Source organism: Pseudoclavibacter helvolus (assembly GCF_014191305.1).
GTDB classification, from domain to species: domain Bacteria; phylum Actinomycetota; class Actinomycetes; order Actinomycetales; family Microbacteriaceae; genus Pseudoclavibacter; species Pseudoclavibacter helvolus.
The window spans coordinates 932,420-951,897 of the sequence record NZ_JACHWJ010000001.1 but is presented as its reverse complement, the minus strand read 5'-3'; the positions used below and the strand labels follow the sequence as shown (position 1 = coordinate 951,897).

Below are 19,478 nucleotides of genomic sequence, written 5' to 3'. Positions count from 1 at the left end.
GTATGTCCCTCATCTCTGAACCCGAGACGCACGGCGAGCACGTCGAGCGCACCACGAAGCTGGCAGCCGAGCAGTCCGGCTCGACGATCTGGACGGCCCCCTTCTGGCGCGGAGCTGCCGAGCGCGCTGTGAAGACCGCCGCTCAGGTGTTCGTCGCCGCGATCGCAGTGTCGACCGGTGCTGACCTCATCCCCGCTGTGGGCGTGGAAGGCATCGACTGGCTCGCCGTCGCCTCTGTCACGGGAGTCGCGACGGTCCTCTCCGTTGTCACGTCGATTGGCAACGCCGACTTCACCGCCGGTCGCTGACCAAAGATGCGAGAACGGCTCGTGATCCCCGACTCGGTCCGTCACGACCGCGACCGCGATGAACCTCGCGTAGTTGCCGAACGAGCCGAGCGTCGACGTGAGCTTGAGCAGCTCGTGCGCGACGAAGAACGCCGCCGAACAGCGCGCAGACTCGGTAAACCCTGGCCACCCCGCTGAGTACGACTTCGCCCCCTCTCGCTGAAGCGATCCCGGACACCCGGGACGACGCTTCGCGGGAGGGGGCGGTTTCGTGCGTCTCTGGTCAGGTGCTGACGGGCAGCGCGTGGCGGATCAGCACCTCGAGGCACCCGCACGTTTCGGTGGTGTCGTGGTGGTGGCCGGCGCATCGGTCGTCGGGGCATCCGCAGGCATCGCCGCGCCAGTCGGTGGCGGTGGTGCCGCCGTGGAGCTTCGACCAGGCGGTCGGGCCGAGGCCTGCGTTACGGAGCGTGGTGCGGGCGGCAGCGTTGAGTCGGGGCATGAGGTGTCCGATCTACGCGACGAGGCGGAGCGACGTGCCGTGCGCGACGGCGCGGCGAGCTCGGTCGTTGAGGTGGAGGTACCGCTGTGTGGTGGCGATTGACGAGTGACCGAGCATCTCTTGCACGGCACGCAGGTCGCCCGTGGCTTGGTAGGCGGCGGTCGCCCCGGCGTGGCGGAGTGCGTGCGGGTTGTAGCCGGTGGTCTCGCGGATCAGCTTGTACACGAACGAGGTGCTCGCGTGTCCGCCGTAACGGCCCGGGAAGAAGTAGCCGCGCCCTTGCATGGCCTGCAAACCGCGGAGCGCGCCGTCGAGGTCGGGGTGCAGGTACACGATGCGCTCGCGTCCACCCTTGCCCTCGAAGCGGATCGAGTCGCCGTCGCGGTGGTCGGTGCGCAGCGTGGTGATCTCGGCGAGGCGAAGGCAGCCGAGGCGGGCGAGTGTGACGGCGGCGCGAGCTTCCATCGACATTGGCCGGTTGAGTACGCGGGCGAGCTCGTAGTCTTTCGCGACGCGGGCGATCGAGTAGGGGATGCTGACGGGGTCGAGGTCGGCAGCTGGGTTGGTAGGTAGGTGGCCTCGCTTGTGGGCCCACGCGTAGAAGCTGCGAGCCGCCGTGCGGACGCTCTTCTTGGTCTGCGCACCCGTCTGCGCGGAGATGAACACCTCGAGCGACTGGGCAGTGACGGCCTCGAGCGGTCCGCAGGCTCGCCGGATGCGGTCGAGCCAGTACATGTACAGCTCGATCGTCCGCTCGCGGCGGTTCATGGCGTGGAGGTGGTGACGGTAGTCGCGGATCATGAGGCACTCCTTGGTGTCTGGTGTGCTCTCGATCCTGTTACCAGTGTTGCCAAAGTGAATAGGGATTTGGCGCGGCTCCCGCGAGGCATTCCCCGAATCGCCGAGGGGAATCAACGGTTCACTACCAGACTCGAGATGACGGCCTCGTGGATCTCCTCGACGTCGTCGCGGCGCGGGTGTAGCTCGGTGACGGATGCGAGCTCGCGCGCTTCTGCGGCACTCTCACTATCGGCAGGTTGATGGTTCGAGTCCATCTCAGGGAGCAATCGGAACCCCAGCGCTTCGGCGCTGGGGTTCTTTCGTTCCGGCGACCGTCCCAAGGATCGCGACAGTAACGGGGACGGATCAGCGCGGCGGTGTTCCTTTGGCGAGACGGCGGCGCTTTCGGGCCACGCTCGTCAAGAGCCACGCGCCCACGGCAGTCGTGATCGCAGCCAGTATCTGGCCGCGTCTGCTGCTGTCACGAGGCCGTCGCTGTTCCCGCCGCCTCGGCCTGGCATTCGGACAAGTGCGTCCGCTCCGACGTTCATGGTGTAGACCGTGAAACCGACGCCAACCGTCGCGAAGATGAGGACCGGAATCGCCAGCGAGAACGCCAGCAACCACGGGAATGACCGTACGCGCTCGGAATCCGTCATAAGCACCGAGGATACTGCGAGTCGTGTCAGGGGCACCGGGGTTCTCGGCCCGGGTTGCCGACTGAGCGCCGGACGTGGTCCTCTTGAGAGGCTAACTCCGAGGACACACAAGGGCGTGCAGTCGATGACGATGAATGATTCCGATGAGCGTCGGACGAACTGGGCGCATTCGCTGACGTACTCCGCACGAGAACAGGCCAGGCCGCGCTCTATCGACGAGCTGTCGAGCATCGTGGCAAGCTCCGACCTGGTGCACGCACTCGGCACTCGGCACACGACACTCCTTCAGCGACGTCGCGGACACGGCCGGCGTGCTCGTGGACATCAGCGGGCTTCCGTCCGAGATTGACATCGATGAGTCATCAGGAACCGTGGCGGTCAACGCTGCGGCCACGTATGGCAAAGTTGCGCCCAGAGCTCGACCTGGCGGGCTTCGCCCTCCACAACGAGGGTTCGTTGCCGCATATCTCCGTCGCGGGGGCCACCGCCACGGGGACGCACGGGTCTGGGTCGGGGCTCGGGTCCCTGTGCACGGTTGTGCGGGCATTGGAGATTCTCGGTTCCGACGGAGCGGTCCGCACGCTCAACCATCATTCCGTGGAGTTTCCCGGCGCTGTTATCCACCTGGGACTGCTTGGGGTCGTAACTCGGGTCACGCTGGAACTCGAGCCGAGCTACAGAATGCGCCAGGATGTTTACGGCCCGATGCCATGGAATACTTATGTCGACAATCTCGAAGAAATCCACGCCGCCGGCTACTCGGTGAGCGCTTTCACGAGATTTGGAGAAACCGTGCACGAGATCCTCGTGAAATCACGAATTCCTGACGGCGCCCGGGACATCGACATCGTGAAGGACCTGTCGGGCGCGCCACGGCTTCCGGGCGATCCGGGTGGAGCCTCGGTCACCGAGCGAGACGGATCTGTCGGGCCCTGGTGGGATCGCCTCCCGCACTTTCCTGGCTCTTCGGACATTGGGTGGGGGTCATGAAGTGAGGCCTCCTGCGGCGAGGAGCATGCGGAGTCGGTAGTTGTGTCGATTGCGGTAGCCGCGGGCGGGGCGTCGGTGGAGCTCGATGATGCCGTTCACGGCTTCGGTGCCGCCGTTGTTCGCGCGGTTGGTGGTGAAGTACGCGAGGAACGCTGACCGCCACCGGCGCAGGGTCCGGCCGAGGCGGGCGATCTCGGGGATCGGGCAGGTATGGAACCGGTCGGTGACGTGCTCGGCCATTCTGCGCCCCTCGGTGAGATGCTTCTGGCGGTACGCGGAGCGTAGTTGCTGCGCGCACTGCCAGGCGATGAACACTTCATCGTGGGCGGGGTCGGCATCGATCGCCGCGGTCAGGCGGGTGTGTTGCTTGTCGGTGAGGTTCTCCGCTCCGGCGCGGAGGATGGTCTGGATGCCGTAGAGCGGGTCGCCCTTGCGGCCGCGGTGTCCGAGGGTGTCTTGCTGGACGCGGCGTCGGACCTCGTCCACGGCCGCGGTGCCGAGCTTCACGACGTGGAACGCGTCGAGCACCGCGACGGCATCGTCGAGCTGGTCATCGATCGCGGTCTTGTAGCCCGCGAACGGATCCAACGCCGCGACTTCCACGGTTTTCCGGAAGGCGTCGCCTCGCTCACCCAGCCAGGTTGCGTAGACCTTCCCCGATCGGCCGGGCACGAGGTCGAGGAGTCTGGCCTTGGTGTTCCCGTGCACGTCGCGGGTCAGATCGACCATGCCGGTCAGCTCTTTCGGGCCCCGCTTGCGGGCATCGACGTGGTGCCAGACATGCTCATCGACACCGAGGGTGGTGACGTTCTCGAACCGGGACTCATCGGCGGCGAGCGTGATGAGTCGGGGTTCGATGGCCCGCCATACCGTTTTCCACGACGTGCCCAGCTGCCGGGCAAGCCCCGAAATCGTGGCGTGTTCGCGGCGCAGCTGCCAGAGCGCCCAGTCGATGCCGCGCTTCGTGATCGATCCTCGCGGCGCGACAAGGGTCGGCAGTTGCTCCACGAACGTCTTCCGCGCGCAGTCTTCCTCGTCACAGCGCCACACGCGCTGCCGCCACCAGATGCGCACTCGCGTCGCGCCGGGCACATCATGAAGTACTCGTCGTCGACGCCCTCGTCCAGTCGCGATGACACCGCACGACGGGCACCCGGCCGGCGTCGCGGGGCTCGAGACCGTCACCACCAACACGTCATCACGGCGGTCGACATGCTCGACATGCACACCATCGATGCCGAGCAACAGATCACAGCGGGAACACGGACAGGAAGAGCGCACGTCAGGGCGCACGGAAGTAGGGTGAAGCACGTTGAGGTCCTCGTGAAGATCAGTGAGTTAGCGCTTCTGATCCTCGGGGACCTCGACCCCGACCGCCACACCTCACCCGGCGAGCCTCACCCCACCGGATGTCCCAAGAGCCCCCAAAGGGCAGACCCAACGCAATGCCAATACCCACCGCGTTGACGGAGTTCTTGCCCGAGCCTTCTGCGCTTGTGGTGCCTTCGGATTCAGCCATTTGACCACGCTACGCAGAGCCCCTGGGCGGCCCCTTCGTCCCTATCGCCCACATTTCGCAGAGCGGCGCCGGAGGAGTGTCGGCGTGACCAACTTCCGGGACGAGATCAACGGGACGCGCAGGAAGCGCAGCCCGTGCAGTGTCTCGTCCCGGAAGTTGGTCACCGCCCGCCAGCGTTCGGTCAGTCGGCGAGCCAGGAGTCTGGGCCGAAGATCTCGTAGTGGATGCTCCCAGCGGGCACTCCTGCGTTGATCGCTTGGTTGCGGATCGCCTTCATGAAGGGCATCGGCCCGCACAAGTACATGGTGGCTTGTGCTGGCAGTTCCACGTCGTCGAGGTTCATGAACCCTTCTCGCACCTTATGGACCCCAGCCAGTTCGTGGCCGGTGGATGCGTCCTCGAGCCAGACGTGGGCGTTGGCGGTGCCGAGGCGGGAGAGGTCGGCGCGCATCTGCTCGGAGAGCGCCCACGCGTCGTGGCTGCGGTCGGCGTGGAGGAGGAGGACCTCGCGCTCTGACCCCGCGTTGACTAACGCGCGGAGCATGGAAGCCGAAGGGGTACATCCAATGCCCGCCGACGCGAGGATCACAGGCCCTTCGCTGTCATCGAGCACCACCTCGCCGTAGGGGTTCGAGATTTCGAGCACGTCGCCAACCTGGATGCGGTTGTGGAGCACGGGAGACACCTCACCGAGCTCATCGAGTTTGCTCGTAAAGACGCGCGAGAGGCCGGCGTCGCCCATGAGCGAGTACTGGCGGGCCTGGTGGAGGCCGTCTTCGAGTTCAACTTTCACGCTGACGTACTGGCCCGGCAGTGCGGGCGTGACGGGGGTCTCATCGGCTGGTTCGAGCACAAACGTGATTGCGTCGGCCCCTGCGGGCCGCTTCTCGGCGACTCGCCACGGCATCCACATTTTGTCGTTCGCTTGGGATGCGTAGAGGTCACGTTCGATAGAGATGAGGGCGTCGGCCATGAGCCAGTACACCTCCGTCCAAGCTTCCGCGATCTCCGGGGTGATGACTTCGGCGAGGTCGTCGGCGATGGCGGAGAACAGGTTGTCGTAGACGATCTGGTACTGGTCGGCGGTGATGCCGAGCGACGTGTGACGGTGGGCGATGCGGGCGAGCATGCGCTCTGGCAGCGCATCTGGGTTCTGGATGAGGTACGTCGCGAACACACCGATGCTGCCGGCGAGGGCCTGCGGCTGTTCTCCGCTGCTCTGGTTGGCGCGGTTGAAGACACCGTCGAGCAGCTCGGGGTGGGCCGCGAACATGCGCTGGTAGAAGACGGGGGTGATGTGCGAGATGCGCTCAGCCACGAGGGGCAGCGTCGCTTCGATCACGGGGCGGGACTTCTCTGACAGCACAGCGTCTCCAAACTTTGAGCGTGTGCCTCGGCGCACACGCCACTGTTCTACTCTTCGTGGAAGACCGGATGCAAGTTAGGTGAACCGTTCCAGAGTGATCGCGCGGGGCCCACCTCGGGCCCGAAACACGGCGGGGCTGTGGGCAACTGCGAAGAGTTCCCTCGACCGTGCGACCATTTTGTCCAGAGCCTCGACTTGAAGGAGACCGTTCCATGCACGAGATCACCTGCCCCCACTGCCACAAGGCGTTCACGATCGACGAGGCCGGATACGCCGACATCGTGAAGCAGGTCCGCGACGGTGAGTTCGAGAAGGATCTCCACGAGCGGCTCGAGCTTGCCGAGGCCACGAAACGCGCCGAGATCGAACTGGCGCAGGCGAAGGTCTCGCAGGAGTTTGAGGCCGCCGCGGCGAAAAAGAACGCGGAACTCCAGGAACTGAAGGCGAGACTCGACGCGGGTGACGTCACGCAGAAGCTCGCGATCGCCGAGGCGCTGCAGAAGGTCGAGAAGGAACGCGACTCCCTGACGAGCGAGCTCGCGACCACGAAGCAGGAGCGCAAAGCGGCCGAAGCACTCGCCGAAGCAAAGCGGACAAGCGAACTGCAGCAGGCCGCATCCGCTAAGGAAGCCGAAATTCAGAGCCTCAAAGCCAAACTTGAGTCGCTGGAAACGGCAAAGAAGCTCGCCGTCAACGAAGCCGTGGGTGCCGTCGAGAAGGAACGCGACGAACTGAAGAGCGGGCTCGAGCGGGCCGCCCTCGAGAAGAAGCTTGTCGAGAGTTCACTGAAGGACAAGTACGAGACGCAGCTCAAAGATCGCGACGACGCTATCGAGCGCCTCAAGGACATGAAGGCGCGCCTCTCCACGAAGATGCTCGGTGAAACCCTCGAGATTCACTGCGAGACGCTCTTCAACCAGATCCGCGCTACCGCCTTCCCGAACGCCTACTTCGAGAAGGACAACGACGCGCGAAGCGGCAGCAAGGGCGACTACATTTTCCGGGACTCCGACAACAACGGCACCGAAATCGTGTCGATCATGTTCGAAATGAAAAACGAGGCTGACGGCACCGCCACGAAGAAGCGCAACGAGGACTTCCTCAAGGAGCTCGACAAAGACCGCACGGAAAAGGGATGCGAATACGCCGTCCTCGTGTCCCTCCTCGAACCAGACAGCGAGCTGTACAACACGGGCATCGTCGACGTGTCCCACCGCTACCCGAAGATGTACGTCGTTCGACCACAGTTCTTCATCCCCCTCATCAGCCTGCTTCGCACCGCCGCGAGTGGGGCGCTGCAGTACAAGGCGGAACTTGCGTCGGTGAAAGCGCAGAACGTCGACGTCACGCATTTCGAGGAGCACCTCACCACGTTCCAGCAGTCGTTCGCGAGGAACTGGGAACTGCACACCCGCAAATCGCAGGAAGCCATCGACGAGATCGACAAGGCAATAGTCCGACTCAACAAGGTGAAAGAAGCTCTCATCAGCTCGGACCGCAACCTCCGCATCGCCAACGACAAAGCGCAAGACGTGACCATCAAGAAGCTCACTCGCGGCAACCCCACGATGACACGTAAGTTCGCGGAGCTCGCGAGTGGCGAGCTGGAGCCGCCCACAACATCCGCTTCGGCACCCGGAATCGAATCGAACGACAGCTCCGCCTCGGAGTAACCAGCTCCATCAAGCCGGAAAGGCAGGGGCCATGCCAGTCATCACCGTCGCCGCGCAAGACCACATCGGCCGCGCCACGCCCGCCGGAAAAGAAAATCAGCCCGAGCCGTGAGGCGAGCGGGCCGATCATGATGAGGTCAAGGTAGCACCCCAAGGACCGGAGACGGTGGTGCTCTGCCACGGCCCGCCCCACGCTCACCAGGCAGCAGCGCGACTTATCCACAGTCGACAGGAGACCCCACTTCCTGGAGTGAGTAAGCGACAGACTGGGCTTCCAGAAACAGTGGCAGGCGGAGACGCCTCGCACAGACAGGGGGCACGTCATGTCAGAAGTCGCAGTACTTGCAAAGCGGTGGCAAGGCGGATGGGAGTTCCACCTTGGGCCAGACGACGTGACCCAATGATGGCGCTCATCGAAATTCCCCAGAGTTGCTCATCGGAATTCCTCAGGTCGCGTGGTCAGGTTAGCGCAGGTTCGTGCCGGTCGTGACGCGGCGGAGTTCGTCTGCGGCGGTGGCGTGGTGGCGGAGCCGGTAAGAGGCTCCATCGAGGGTGATCACGACGGATCGGTGCAAGAGCCGGTCGAGCATGGCTGCGGCGACGGTGGTGTCGCCGAGGATCTCGCCCCAGGCTCCGACCGGCCGGTTCGTGGTGATCACGATGGAGGTCTTCAGGTAGCGCTGGTTGATGACCTGGAACAAGGCTGAGGCGGCCTCGCCGGGTAGTGGCAGGTAGCCAAGCTCGTCGATGATGAGCAGGGTCGGACCGGCGAAGAAACGCATCATCGTCGACCACTTGCCTTCGATCGCGGCGCGGTGGCAGCGGGCGGCGAGGTCGGCGGCGGAGGTGAAGTAGACGCGGTAGCCGGCGGTGACGGCGGCGTGGCCGAGGCCGGTGGCGATGTGGGTCTTCCCGACGCCGGGCGGGCCGATCAGGAGCACGTTGGTGGCGGTGTCGATGAACCGGCAGGTGCCGAGCTCGGCCAGCAGCGACCGGTCGATGCCGGATGCGGCGTCGTGATCGAAGTCGTCCAGGGTCTGCCCGGTGGGGAGGTTCGCGAAACGGAACCGGCCAGCCAAGCGGCGGGCGTCGGTGGCGGTGACCTCGACTCGCAGTAGGTGCTCGAGGGCCTGCGTCAGGGTCCATCCTTCGGCTTGCGCCTGGTCGAGGACGGCGGGGAGGGCGTCCGCGGCGTCGGCGAGTTTCAGGTCGGTGAGGTGGCCGCGCAGCTATTGATAGACGCTCGCTGCCGTCGTGGTGGCTGTGGTTGTGGTCATCGGAGGGTGTTCCTGTTCTTCGCGGCCTGCTCGTAAACGGCCAGGCTGATCACGGTCGAAGGCTGCGCTGCAGCGCTGGTGAGGGCTGCGGCAGCGCGCAGCGCGGCCCTGCCGGGTGGGATGCGTTCTTTGCGGCGGTGCGGGCGTCCTGGTGTCGCTGACGCCATCGCGATGGCCTCCAGTGCGGTGACATGGCCGCTGTCGCGGATCGTGACGCCGAGGCCGGGTTCGGCGACCTGGTGGCGGGCGACGACCGTCCCCGATGCGGTGGCGATGTCGATGATGTCCGCGCCGAGCCGCTGCCGGACCTCGACTTTCGCGGCGGCGAGTTCGGGCGGGACGGAGTAGCGATTCCCGCGCCAGTCGATCAGCGCTTGCCGGGTCGCGGTGCGCTCCTCTGTGATGATCACAGGGAACACAACCGCAGGTAGCGGTCTGAGCCGCTCGTTCACGAACAGGGCGGACGCTGTCGTCGTCCCGAGCTCGCCCTCACGCCGCCGGTCGTCCTGCCCTGCGGCGAACGTGTTCAGGCTGGCCTGCGCTTGCTCGAGGGTGAGGTCGTCGGGCAAGGTCCGCCACCAGCGTTGCGCGGCGGTGTGATTGTTCTTCTCGACCACGCCCTTCCTGTTCCCCGACCTCGGCCGGCAGACCACCGCGGTGACGCCGTGGTGCTTCGCGAACGCGGCGAACTGCGGGACCAGGTCGCCGGTGCGGTGGTCCAGGACCGTCCGCATCCGGTCGAACCGCCAGGTCTTCGTGAGCCCGCCCAGCAGGGCGAGCAGGGTCGTCATCGCGGCGAGCAGGTGCGGGGTGTCCATCGACGGGGAGATCACGCCCCGCCAGACACCCGAGTGCGCGAGCGACCCGACCAGGACATACGCGGTCTTGCGTCCGAACCCCCAATGCGCGGGCGGGTCGGGCATCTCGACCCAGTCGAACTGGGTCTCCTCCCCGGGCGGGTGCTCGATGACCGCGTATGCGCGCTTGGTGACGTGCGCGCACGCGGTGCACGCCGGACGCAGCCCGCGGGCACGAATCTGCCGCGTCAGCGTCGGATACGACCCCTCGTAACCGAGCGGTCGCAGCTCGTCGAGCAGCGCCACCGCCCACAGGTGCGGGTCCTCGGTCAGTCTCGCGGTGGCGTAGTCGACGAACGCGTCGAACGAGTCCGGGATGGTGCGCTCACGCATCCCGGGCTGGCGTTCACCGTTCAGATACGCGCGGATGGTCTTGCGGTCATGGTTAGTGCGGCGGGCGATCTCGCTGATCGTCATCCCCTGCCGTTTCAGAGCGTGGATGTCCACGCTGCTCCTCTCTGAGAGCATGAGAACAGGGCCTTCCTCGGGCTGGTGTGTGGTCAGAGACCACCAGCATCGAGGAAGGCCCGCCTCATGCGGCGGAGCAACCCAGAGTGGGGAATTTCGATGAGCAGAACCGAGGAATTTCAGTGAGCGCCGTCACCAAGGGGCGACGCTTGGTGACGCTGCGCGACAGGTCCTCGACTACCTCGAGACGCGCCATCCTGGCCTCGACCACAGTGCGACCAGCCTCTCCGTCTCGTTCGACTTCGGCGCTCTCAACGAAACGATTGCCGCGGCGAAGACTGCGTCTGAGGGAGCGGAGCATGCGCAGCTTGTGGCCGACACACGCCTCACGACTGCAGTGGCAGCGATGCACCGTGAGGGCTACGCCAGCAGCGACATCGCCCTCATTCTCGAGATCGACCGCGCGCGCGTGGATGAACTGCTCCGAAGCAGCGGCTCCCGCTGACCGGCGTCCGGGCCAACCAATCAGGCTCTTCGGACATTGGGTGGGGGTCATGAAGTGAGGCCTCCTGCGGCGAGGAGCATGCGGAGTCGGTAGTTGTGTCGATTGCGGTAGCCGCGGGCGGGGCGTCGGTGGAGCTCGATGATGCCGTTCACGGCTTCGGTGCCGCCGTTGTTCGCGCGGTTGGTGGTGAAGTACGCGAGGAACGCTGACCGCCACCGGCGCAGGGTCCGGCCGAGGCGGGCGATCTCGGGGATCGGGCAGGTATGGAACCGGTCGGTGACGTGCTCGGCCATTCTGCGCCCCTCGGTGAGATGCTTCTGGCGGTACGCGGAGCGTAGTTGCTGCGCGCACTGCCAGGCGATGAACACTTCATCGTGGGCGGGGTCGGCATCGATCGCCGCGGTCAGGCGGGTGTGTTGCTTGTCGGTGAGGTTCTCCGCTCCGGCGCGGAGGATGGTCTGGATGCCGTAGAGCGGGTCGCCCTTGCGGCCGCGGTGTCCGAGGGTGTCTTGCTGGACGCGGCGTCGGACCTCGTCCACGGCCGCGGTGCCGAGCTTCACGACGTGGAACGCGTCGAGCACCGCGACGGCATCGTCGAGCTGGTCATCGATCGCGGTCTTGTAGCCCGCGAACGGATCCAACGCCGCGACTTCCACGGTTTTCCGGAAGGCGTCGCCTCGCTCACCCAGCCAGGTTGCGTAGACCTTCCCCGATCGGCCGGGCACGAGGTCGAGGAGTCTGGCCTTGGTGTTCCCGTGCACGTCGCGGGTCAGATCGACCATGCCGGTCAGCTCTTTCGGGCCCCGCTTGCGGGCATCGACGTGGTGCCAGACATGCTCATCGACACCGAGGGTGGTGACGTTCTCGAACCGGGACTCATCGGCGGCGAGCGTGATGAGTCGGGGTTCGATGGCCCGCCATACCGTTTTCCACGACGTGCCCAGCTGCCGGGCAAGCCCCGAAATCGTGGCGTGTTCGCGGCGCAGCTGCCAGAGCGCCCAGTCGATGCCGCGCTTCGTGATCGATCCTCGCGGCGCGACAAGGGTCGGCAGTTGCTCCACGAACGTCTTCCGCGCGCAGTCTTCCTCGTCACAGCGCCACACGCGCTGCCGCCACCAGATGCGCACTCGCGTCGCGCCGGGCACATCATGAAGTACTCGTCGTCGACGCCCTCGTCCAGTCGCGATGACACCGCACGACGGGCACCCGGCCGGCGTCGCGGGGCTCGAGACCGTCACCACCAACACGTCATCACGGCGGTCGACATGCTCGACATGCACACCATCGATGCCGAGCAACAGATCACAGCGGGAACACGGACAGGAAGAGCGCACGTCAGGGCGCACGGAAGTAGGGTGAAGCACGTTGAGGTCCTCGTGAAGATCAGTGAGTTAGCGCTTCTGATCCTCGGGGACCTCGACCCCGACCGCCACACCTCACCCGGCGAGCCTCACCCCACCGGATGTCCCAAGAGCCACTTTCCTATCGCCTCAACGCCCAGTGTCGGCTCGGAACTGCAGAGCGAACACTTCGTGCCTCTCCGGCACGCGGGAGCAACCCTCGAGGCGGTCCGCGCTCACGCTCCGCGACTCCTGACTTTGCTACACGTCAGCGAGCTCAGGACAATAGCGGGCGATGGTCTCTGGCTGAGCCCGACGCAGGGCGAGGACGTGCTCTGCATCGCCTTCACCTGGAAGAAGGTCCCAGGTGCCGTAGCTGAACTGCTCGTCGATATCGAGAGGAGCCTCACGACGTTCAGCGCCCGCCCGCACTGGGGCAAACTCAGCTCCCTTGATCGCGACGCGATCAGCGACCTCTATCCGCGCCTTCCGGAATTCTGCCGTCTCGTGACGGAGTTCGATCCCGACCGAAAATTTGCGTCACCGTTCAGCGAGCGTGTGCTTGATATCTGACGTGAGCGGAACCGAGGCTGGCCGCTCCCGGATCGCGCAGTTCTCGAGGCCGTTTCTCTCCTGCCTTTCAAAATCGACTCTTCCGCATTCGCAAAGTGCTCTTTAGACTCGGACACGTTGCCCTTGAAGCACCAACCGCAGGAGACTCCTTTGCCGAAGTCATCCACCGCTCAGCCCGTCACCCACCTCGATTTCCCTGGCCGCCGTGCCCGCCGCGCGAAAGAGCGCCGCCGCGCCAGGCTTCTCGCCGTGCCGGTCGTCGCCGCGACGCTCGGACTGATCGCTGCCGCGACGATTGGTGCCGCAGCGGTGACGGGGGCCGTGGACGACGGTCAGTCGACGGTGCCTGTCGTGAGCTCCAAGGAAGCGGATGGCGTCACCTACACGGTTTCGGGCACGGTGCCGGAACAGCTCATCGGAGCCCGGGACGTACCGGTCGTGCAGAACGTCGCCGCCGGTGCCACAGGCGGCAGCGTAGCTCCAGGTGTCCAGTGGCCCGTCAACATGAGCCTCGTGCGCATCTCCGACGGCTTCGGACCGCGCAATGCTCCCTGCTCTGGCTGCTCTTCGAACCATCGTGGTCTCGATATGGCCGGCCCGCAGGGCACGCGAGTCGGAAGCATCGCCAACGGCATCGTCATCGAGTCCGATCCTACCGACGGCGGGGGGCTCGGTGCTCACGTCGTTGTCGAGCACCGGATCGACGGCCTGCAGGTTCGGTCCGTTTACGGGCACCTGATCGCCGGATCGCCCGCAGCCAAGGTCGGGGACGAGGTGAAGACGGGGCAGCTCGTTGGCCTGCTCGGCAATACCGGCGCATCCACGGGGCCGCACCTGCACCTGGAGACGATCGTCGACGGAACTCATGTCGACCCGCAGAAGTTCCTCAACAAGTACGCAGACGGTGTCGCAGTCGACATCTTCGGCGAGGCACCGACTTGGAGCCCGCCATCTGGCGACCCGCAGAAGGACGACGGGTGGGTGCCTCCGGCGGACGTGTACGTTCCGCCCGCGGCAGCAGTGCCGGACACAGCCACGCCGTCTCCGAGCGCGCAGCCTTCGACGCCTCCGGGGAACACGACGACGCCGAACCCGGCGCCCTCGACCTCGCCGAGCACGTCGCCCAACCCGACCCCGTCGGCACCAGGGAGCACCGAGCCGGAACCCGAGTCCCCGAAGCCAGTGCCGTCGGAGTCGGCCGAGCCCGCCCCTTAGGCGTCAACCGCCACCTCAAGCTCGGTCGCCCCGGGCGAGACCCCCGAGTCCTGATACTCGGATCAGCCGCGCAAATCCCTGATCGGTGAGCTCCCCGGGGAATCGAGGCGAGCGATTGCCTGCTAACTTCTCCTCTGGCGCGGTCCAGCTCTGAGAGACTCTCGCGCCGCTGGGGGATCGATCAGGGGGATCGCAGGGCTCACTTCTGATTTGGTGACCGCATGCTCACAAGCGTGCCGTCCGCCCGATCTTCCGCGCCGGCATTGCCGCCGAGCTTCGTCCTGCTGCCTTTCCAGCACGACGATAGGAATCCCGGATGCGGTCCGCAGCGAAGCAAGTACTCACGGTTCTTGTGCTCAGCCTTGCCCTCTTGGTTGCGCCTCTCACACCGGCTGTGGCGAGTCCGACGTCCACTCCGCCAGTCTCGGACCCGTCCCTCGATGGTCAGCTGACCGACGGTGCTGTTCAATCCCCGCAGCAGACGGCCACGACGCCGCCCACGGGCACGGCGGCCCCGACCGCGGCCCCCACAGCTGTCGCGCCTTCGCCGTCTCCCCAACCCTCCGAAACGGATGATGCGGAGGTTCCGCCGGCGTCGACAGGTCCGAGTGCGAATGAGGACCTGCAGCAGCCGACGACGGCGGGCCCCGCCTCTCCAACCGCGCCGAGCACGCCTCCGACGGCCACCGCACCGCCTGTGCCGAGTGCGACCCCTGAGTCGCGTCAGTCCAGTCCGACGACCGTGCAGTGCTACGGCTCTTCGTCGATCGACTACCTGTGCGGCGGCGGCCATCTTGGTACGTACCTGCCCGGATGGAACGTCCGGAACTACGGGGTTGGGTCGATCGGTCCGGTCGCCATCGGCACGATCGCGGGCGTCTACCAGACGAGCCTTTCGAAGACGATCCTCGTGCCGGGCTCCGGTTCAGTGAACCTCGGGGATGTTGTTGGTCTGCCCATGGACTCGAGGTACCTGGGGCGGATCACGTTCGACGTCGAGATCGGCGGAATCCGCGGGAAGATCACGCACTTCCCTGACCTCGCGGACGCGAGCCTGCACTGGAAGTTCACCCGCAGCGGGTCGGGCAGTCCCTTGTGGGTGGCCGCCGGCACGCGGATCAATTCGCTCGAGACGCCGCTTCCCGGATCGTCGAGTGTGCTCTGGATCGGTGCCAACGGCATCGAAGACACTGCGCGAGTCAAGGAGGTCATCGCCAAGGTGGTCGAGGCGCACACCGCCGTCGGCGCCAAGGCGTACGTGATCCAGCTTCCGCCTCGCTGGGACTACTCGAACCCGCTCAACAACAACCGCAACCAGGTGAACGCCTGGATTCGACAGACGTATGGCGAGCGGGCCATCCCTCTCTCCGACTACCTCTTGAACGGCGCGCTCACCGATGCTGGACGCGTGCCCACAGCCGCCGACTACGGTTCCATGGGCGTCGGGCTCATGCCGAAGTCGTTCTGGATGGCGCCGGACGACTCCACCCACATGAACCCGCTTGGGATGACGACCGCCGGCCGCTACCTCTCGAGGTGGGTCAAGGATGGCTACACGTACTCGGAGGCAGTGAAGCGCTTCGACGTGAACTCAACTGCGAATGTGAGGGTCTCAGGCACCAGTGTCACGGTCTCCGGCCACGCGTTCGATCTTTCGGACATGTACACGACGATCCCCGTCGGCATCACGGTCGACGGCAAATGGCACGCGACGAGCGCGGATCGGGCATCCTCGAACCTGCACGCGTACGGTATTCCTGGTGCTCATGGGTACTCGATGACCTTCGAGCTGAGCCTGGGCGACCACTTCATCTGCACCGTCGGGGTTGGTTTCGGTGCAGGTAACAACAGCCTTCCGCCGTGTCAGACGGTCACCGTCGTAAAGCAGGCCGCACCGCTTGGGCAGATGGCTCTCGCGGATGCGTCCGGTCGAGTGAAGGTTTTCTACGGTTGGGCGCTCGCCCCAAGCACTCCGAGCAGATCCATCTCGGTGGCCATTCTCATCGACGGCAGTTGGCATCATGCGGTGTCTGCTGACCTGCCATCGCCCGGCCTCGGTGTCGCCGGCAAGCACGGGTTCTGGGCGGCGGCGTCGCTCTCACCCGGCAGGCACTCGGCCTGCGCGGTCGCAATCGAGTCGGCGTCGAACATGACGAACCTCGGCTGTCAGGAATTCACGATCAGGTAGGTGACGCGGGGGAAGTTCTCCGGGGAATCACGGTGCAGGGGCTCTAGTGTTTGCTGGGGAGCCGCCGGGTGGCGCCCGGCAGCGAATCGAGAGAAGCAGGGATGGGCCAAAATTGATCCGCACGTACAGTGCTCCGCGGGCCGACTGGCGCGCGAGGTTTGACTCCATCGGCTTCACGTTCTACGACATGGAGTCTGAGGGCGGTCGCCCGTACTGGCAGGAGGAAGCCGCCTACGGGTTCTCGAGCCACGAGATCGACGACTTCGAGCGTGCGACGGCCGAGCTCTTCAGGCTCTGCATGGAGGCGTGCGAGCGTGTTGTGCGCGACCGCCGCTTCGCGGAGTTTGGCATCCCCGTGGAGCTCTGGGACCTCGTCGAGAAGTCCTGGGATGAAGACGACCCGACCGTTTACGGTCGATTCGACCTCGCCTACGACGGCGCGGGCACCATCAAATTGCTCGAGTTCAACGCGGATACCCCGACGTCGCTCGTGGAGTCTGCCGCGGCGCAGTGGCAGTGGCTTGTAGAGACACGCGGCGAGGCTGCCGATCAGTTCAATCTGCTGCACGAACTGCTCGTGGAGCAGTGGGTGCACATCCGCGTGCAGCGATGGTTCCTGCCCCAGGGGGCACGGCTGCACCTGGCATCCCTCCACGACGACGGCGACGGCGAGCTCATCGTCGAAGACGCCGACACGGTGAGCTACATGGCGGAGACGGCGCGTCTCGCCGGCTTCGAAGTGAAGCAGATCTTCATGGAGGACGTCCAGTTCGATGAGGCTTCCCACGGCTTCGTCGACGCTGACGGCGAGCGGATCGACCGCATCTTCAAGCTGTACCCATGGGAGTGGATGGTGCGCGAGGAGTTCGCGCAGTACTTCCCTACGACGCGCGCGACAACGGCCTGGGTCGAGCCGATCTGGAAGATGTTGCTTTCGAACAAGCAGCTCCTCGTCGTCCTGTGGGAGCTCTTCCCCGAGCATCCGCTGCTCTTGGCCGCCTACGCAACCCCTGAGCGTCTCCGCGGCAAGGCCTATGTCGAGAAGCCGAAGCTGGGCCGGGAGGGCGCGAACGTCACGATCTACGACCTCGTCGGGCGCAAGACTGCCGAGAACGGCGGCGACTATGGTGAGGAAGGGTTCGTGTACCAGGAGCGCGCCCAGCTCGCCAATATCGATGGCAAGACCGTCATCGTCGGCTCCTGGGTCGTGGGGGAGGCCCCGGCAGGGATCGATGTCCGGGAGACGAGCGGTCCGATCACGGGCGACCTTGCCGAGTTCGTGCCGCACTACATCACCGACCGGGAGGAGCGGCCATGACCTACGAACCGAAGCTTCGCCGCAGCAGCGGCATCAGCTTGACCGGCATCACACGGCCCTCCGCGCCCAAGACGGTGGGCGCGATGGGAATCGCCGCCGCGATGATGTTCCTCGCCGGCTGTAGCACTGTCCCAGACGAGGGGATCGTCGTCGAGGGTGCAGACGGCGAGAACTACGTACTCCCCGAAGGCGCCGAGCGCCCGACCTACAAGTCCAAAGAGGACTGCCTTGCGGACGTGAATGAGCAGATCCAGCTCCTCGAGCAGCAGGGTGAGCAGGTCGAGGGCGACGCGGAGTCGCTCTGCGAGTCGTCGAGCAGCTACGGCACGCACTACAGCTCCGCGCTCTGGCTTGGACCGGTGCTCTTCGCCTCGTCTCGTTGGAACAGCACTCGGGTGAGCTCGTGGGCTCCCGTCACATCCGGCGGCTTCGCGGCCTCCGGTTCTTCCGCTCACTCGGACGTTGCGCAGAAGGCCCCGGCCGGCGCTACGGTCGGCTCGCGCGCACCCCTCAAGAGCGGGTTCGGCTCAACCGGCAAGTCGGGTTTTGGGTCGAGCGTCAAGGGCAAGAGCGGTGGGGGCGGCAGCTCGACGGGTGGTTGAGAGGCTTACTCGGGTGTCCAGTGCGTGAAAATGGGTGCATGACGACCGCGAGAGTCATCCGCTACGCCGACCTCGAGGCGAAGCCCTGGCGCAACGGCTTGGGGATGACGCGCACCATCCAGTCCGTGCAAGACGGAGCTGGCTGGGCGCTGAGCATTGCCACGATCGAGCGGCAGGCCGAGTTCTCTGTCATTCCAGACACTCAGCGAGTGCAGCTCGCTATCGAGCCAGTGCAACTTGTGATCGACGGCGACGAGGTTGGTCTCGGTCATGGGGAGCAGGTGCGGTTCTCGGGTGAACAGCGTGTGAAAGGCGCATCGACTGCGGCGTCGTCACGGGTCCTGAACCTGATCTACCCGGTGGGGGCACGGAAACTCGAGCTGACTGCCGTCCGCAGCTCGGGGGAACTACCGAAGGCGACCATGGCCGCCGTAGTCCTGAGCGGATCTCTGGATGCCGCCGGATCGATACTCGGCCCTCTCGACACGGTGCTTCTCCCGGCTGGTGCAGACGTCCAAGGTTTCACCGGGATGGGCTTGCTCGCCGTCGTTCACGAGGTCGGCTGACCGGGGCCATCCGATTGCTTGGAGTCGAAAGGACCACGCAGTGGCCACTGCTTGCCATTCAGTGGCAAATGCGTTCTACTGTGTGGAGGTAGGCTCGGCCTTCTATCTCGTCTCTTCCCCGCGGAGCTTGCCTGCAACGAAGGAGGTAAGTTGACCGAATCATCGACCCGCACAGTCGAGCGAGCGCTGTCCCTGCTCGCGTTCGTCTGCGAACGCGGCAGCCTGAGTCTCGCCGAGAGCGCGCGCCTCGCTGATCTCTCCGCGAGCACTTCCCTGCGACTCCTCCGCACGCTTGAATCCGCTGGATTTGTGCGGCGCGACGAGGCGGGCGACTTCCATGCCGGCAGTCGCATCGTGCAGCTCGGTGCGCAGGCGCTATCCAAGGACAATCTCGTGCTGATGTGTGCGCCTGTCATGCGCGAGATCACTGAAGCGACGGGGGAGTCGGTCTACCTCTGCGTTGAAGGCCACGCGGACCAGGCGCTCTACATCGCAATCCACGAGGGGAGCCAATCTGTTCGCCACACGAACTGGGTCGGTCGGACCATTCCGCTCGAAGGCTCGGCGTCTGGACAGGTGCTTCGCGGGGGGACCCCGTCAGGAGGCTACGTGACGATCGAACGGGGTATCGAGAAGGATGTCACCGCCATCGCCGCCCCGATCGCACTGCAGCAACGTGTCATCGCTTCGCTCAGCTTGCTCGTCCCGAGCTACCGCATCAACAAGACCGAGATCACGCGCTACGGGCGGCTCCTCGTCGCAGCGACAGCCAGTGTCGAAAGCGGCCTGGGCGCAGAGCCAGCTGTTGAGTTCGCCACACCCAGCTGAGCAAGCAGTACCGAGACTTCACCTC

At 65.5% G+C, this 19,478-nt stretch carries 20 protein-coding genes; 11 read left to right on the top strand and 9 right to left on the bottom strand.

Annotated features, from left to right (window positions below):
* Positions 1–2: 2 nt before the first annotated feature.
* Positions 3–308: a holin gene (locus tag FHX72_RS04340; RefSeq protein WP_221186709.1), complete on the top strand. Its 306-nt coding sequence runs from the start codon at positions 3–5 to the stop codon at positions 306–308.
* A 262-nt stretch (positions 309–570) separates the two neighbouring features.
* On the opposite strand, the gene FHX72_RS04335 is transcribed toward FHX72_RS04340, so the two are convergent.
* From FHX72_RS04335 to FHX72_RS04320, 4 genes are all read right to left on the bottom strand, one after another.
* Positions 571–789 carry a hypothetical protein gene (locus FHX72_RS04335; protein ID WP_183623177.1) on the bottom strand — a complete coding sequence of 73 codons (219 nt, stop codon included), beginning with the start codon at positions 787–789 and terminating at the stop codon, positions 571–573.
* 12 nt (positions 790–801) lie between these two features.
* The gene (locus FHX72_RS04330) at positions 802–1,590 is read right to left on the bottom strand and encodes a site-specific integrase (protein ID WP_183623175.1); all 789 of its coding nucleotides are present in this window, start codon (positions 1,588–1,590) and stop codon (positions 802–804) included.
* Positions 1,591–1,700: 110 nt separating this feature from the next.
* Entirely contained in the window at positions 1,701–1,844 is a 144-nt protein-coding gene (locus FHX72_RS04325; protein ID WP_183623173.1) for a hypothetical protein, read from the bottom strand.
* 144 nt (positions 1,845–1,988) lie between these two features.
* Positions 1,989–2,228 carry a hypothetical protein gene (locus FHX72_RS04320; RefSeq protein ID WP_183623171.1) on the bottom strand — a complete coding sequence of 80 codons (240 nt, stop codon included), beginning with the start codon at positions 2,226–2,228 and terminating at the stop codon, positions 1,989–1,991.
* A gap of 597 nt (positions 2,229–2,825) precedes the next feature.
* On the opposite strand from FHX72_RS04320, the gene FHX72_RS04315 reads away from it, so the two are divergent.
* Entirely contained in the window at positions 2,826–3,218 is a 393-nt protein-coding gene (locus tag FHX72_RS04315; protein WP_183623169.1) for a hypothetical protein, read from the top strand.
* Here FHX72_RS04315 and FHX72_RS04310 read toward each other — a convergent pair.
* A complete protein-coding gene (locus FHX72_RS04310; RefSeq protein WP_420892889.1) occupies positions 3,213–4,529 on the bottom strand; it encodes an ISL3 family transposase in 1,317 nt (438 codons plus the stop codon). The genes FHX72_RS04315 and FHX72_RS04310 overlap by 6 nt on opposite strands.
* Before the next feature lie 389 nt (positions 4,530–4,918).
* Positions 4,919–6,103, bottom strand: coding sequence for a globin domain-containing protein (locus tag FHX72_RS04305; protein ID WP_068477142.1), 1,185 nt, complete (start codon positions 6,101–6,103; stop codon positions 4,919–4,921).
* 212 nt (positions 6,104–6,315) lie between these two features.
* On the opposite strand from FHX72_RS04305, the gene FHX72_RS04300 reads away from it, so the two are divergent.
* Positions 6,316–7,776, top strand: a complete 1,461-nt coding sequence (locus FHX72_RS04300; protein ID WP_068493544.1) for a DUF2130 domain-containing protein — start codon at positions 6,316–6,318, stop codon at positions 7,774–7,776.
* A 464-nt stretch (positions 7,777–8,240) separates the two neighbouring features.
* On the opposite strand, the gene istB is transcribed toward FHX72_RS04300, so the two are convergent.
* Positions 8,241–9,005, bottom strand: a complete 765-nt coding sequence (istB, locus tag FHX72_RS04295; RefSeq protein ID WP_478219666.1) for an IS21-like element helper ATPase IstB — start codon at positions 9,003–9,005, stop codon at positions 8,241–8,243.
* A 44-nt stretch (positions 9,006–9,049) separates the two neighbouring features.
* Positions 9,050–10,357: an IS21 family transposase gene (gene istA, locus FHX72_RS04290; RefSeq protein ID WP_478219665.1), complete on the bottom strand. Its 1,308-nt coding sequence runs from the start codon at positions 10,355–10,357 to the stop codon at positions 9,050–9,052.
* Positions 10,358–10,688: 331 nt separating this feature from the next.
* On the opposite strand from istA, the gene FHX72_RS19330 reads away from it, so the two are divergent.
* A complete protein-coding gene (locus tag FHX72_RS19330; RefSeq protein WP_276510446.1) occupies positions 10,689–10,823 on the top strand; it encodes a hypothetical protein in 135 nt (44 codons plus the stop codon).
* Positions 10,824–10,870: 47 nt separating this feature from the next.
* Here the strand turns inward: FHX72_RS19330 and FHX72_RS04285 are convergent, their stop codons facing one another.
* Positions 10,871–12,187 carry an ISL3 family transposase gene (locus FHX72_RS04285; protein WP_420892889.1) on the bottom strand — a complete coding sequence of 439 codons (1,317 nt, stop codon included), beginning with the start codon at positions 12,185–12,187 and terminating at the stop codon, positions 10,871–10,873.
* On the opposite strand from FHX72_RS04285, the gene FHX72_RS04280 reads away from it, so the two are divergent.
* The 7 genes from FHX72_RS04280 (at position 12,089) to FHX72_RS04250 (ending at position 19,453) form a co-directional block, all read left to right on the top strand.
* The gene (locus FHX72_RS04280; protein ID WP_244963972.1) at positions 12,089–12,736 is read left to right on the top strand and encodes a D-arabinono-1,4-lactone oxidase; all 648 of its coding nucleotides are present in this window, start codon (positions 12,089–12,091) and stop codon (positions 12,734–12,736) included. The two genes, FHX72_RS04285 and FHX72_RS04280, sit on opposite strands and share 99 nt — an antisense overlap.
* A gap of 150 nt (positions 12,737–12,886) precedes the next feature.
* The gene (locus FHX72_RS04275) at positions 12,887–13,951 is read left to right on the top strand and encodes a M23 family metallopeptidase (RefSeq protein ID WP_183623163.1); all 1,065 of its coding nucleotides are present in this window, start codon (positions 12,887–12,889) and stop codon (positions 13,949–13,951) included.
* A gap of 697 nt (positions 13,952–14,648) precedes the next feature.
* Positions 14,649–16,139: an SGNH/GDSL hydrolase family protein gene (locus tag FHX72_RS04270; protein WP_183623161.1), complete on the top strand. Its 1,491-nt coding sequence runs from the start codon at positions 14,649–14,651 to the stop codon at positions 16,137–16,139.
* 112 nt (positions 16,140–16,251) lie between these two features.
* Positions 16,252–17,457, top strand: a complete 1,206-nt coding sequence (locus FHX72_RS04265; RefSeq protein ID WP_221186708.1) for a glutathionylspermidine synthase family protein — start codon at positions 16,252–16,254, stop codon at positions 17,455–17,457.
* Positions 17,454–18,059 (top strand): hypothetical protein, encoded by a 606-nt coding sequence (locus FHX72_RS04260; RefSeq protein ID WP_068479165.1) that lies wholly within the window; start codon positions 17,454–17,456, stop codon positions 18,057–18,059. The genes FHX72_RS04265 and FHX72_RS04260 overlap by 4 nt, the downstream gene beginning before the upstream one ends.
* A 38-nt stretch (positions 18,060–18,097) precedes the next feature.
* On the top strand, positions 18,098–18,625 hold the full coding sequence (locus FHX72_RS04255) for a HutD family protein (RefSeq protein ID WP_068493254.1): 528 nt from the start codon (positions 18,098–18,100) through the stop codon (positions 18,623–18,625).
* 150 nt (positions 18,626–18,775) lie between these two features.
* Positions 18,776–19,453 carry an IclR family transcriptional regulator gene (locus FHX72_RS04250; protein WP_183623159.1) on the top strand — a complete coding sequence of 226 codons (678 nt, stop codon included), beginning with the start codon at positions 18,776–18,778 and terminating at the stop codon, positions 19,451–19,453.
* Positions 19,454–19,478 lie beyond the last annotated feature (25 nt).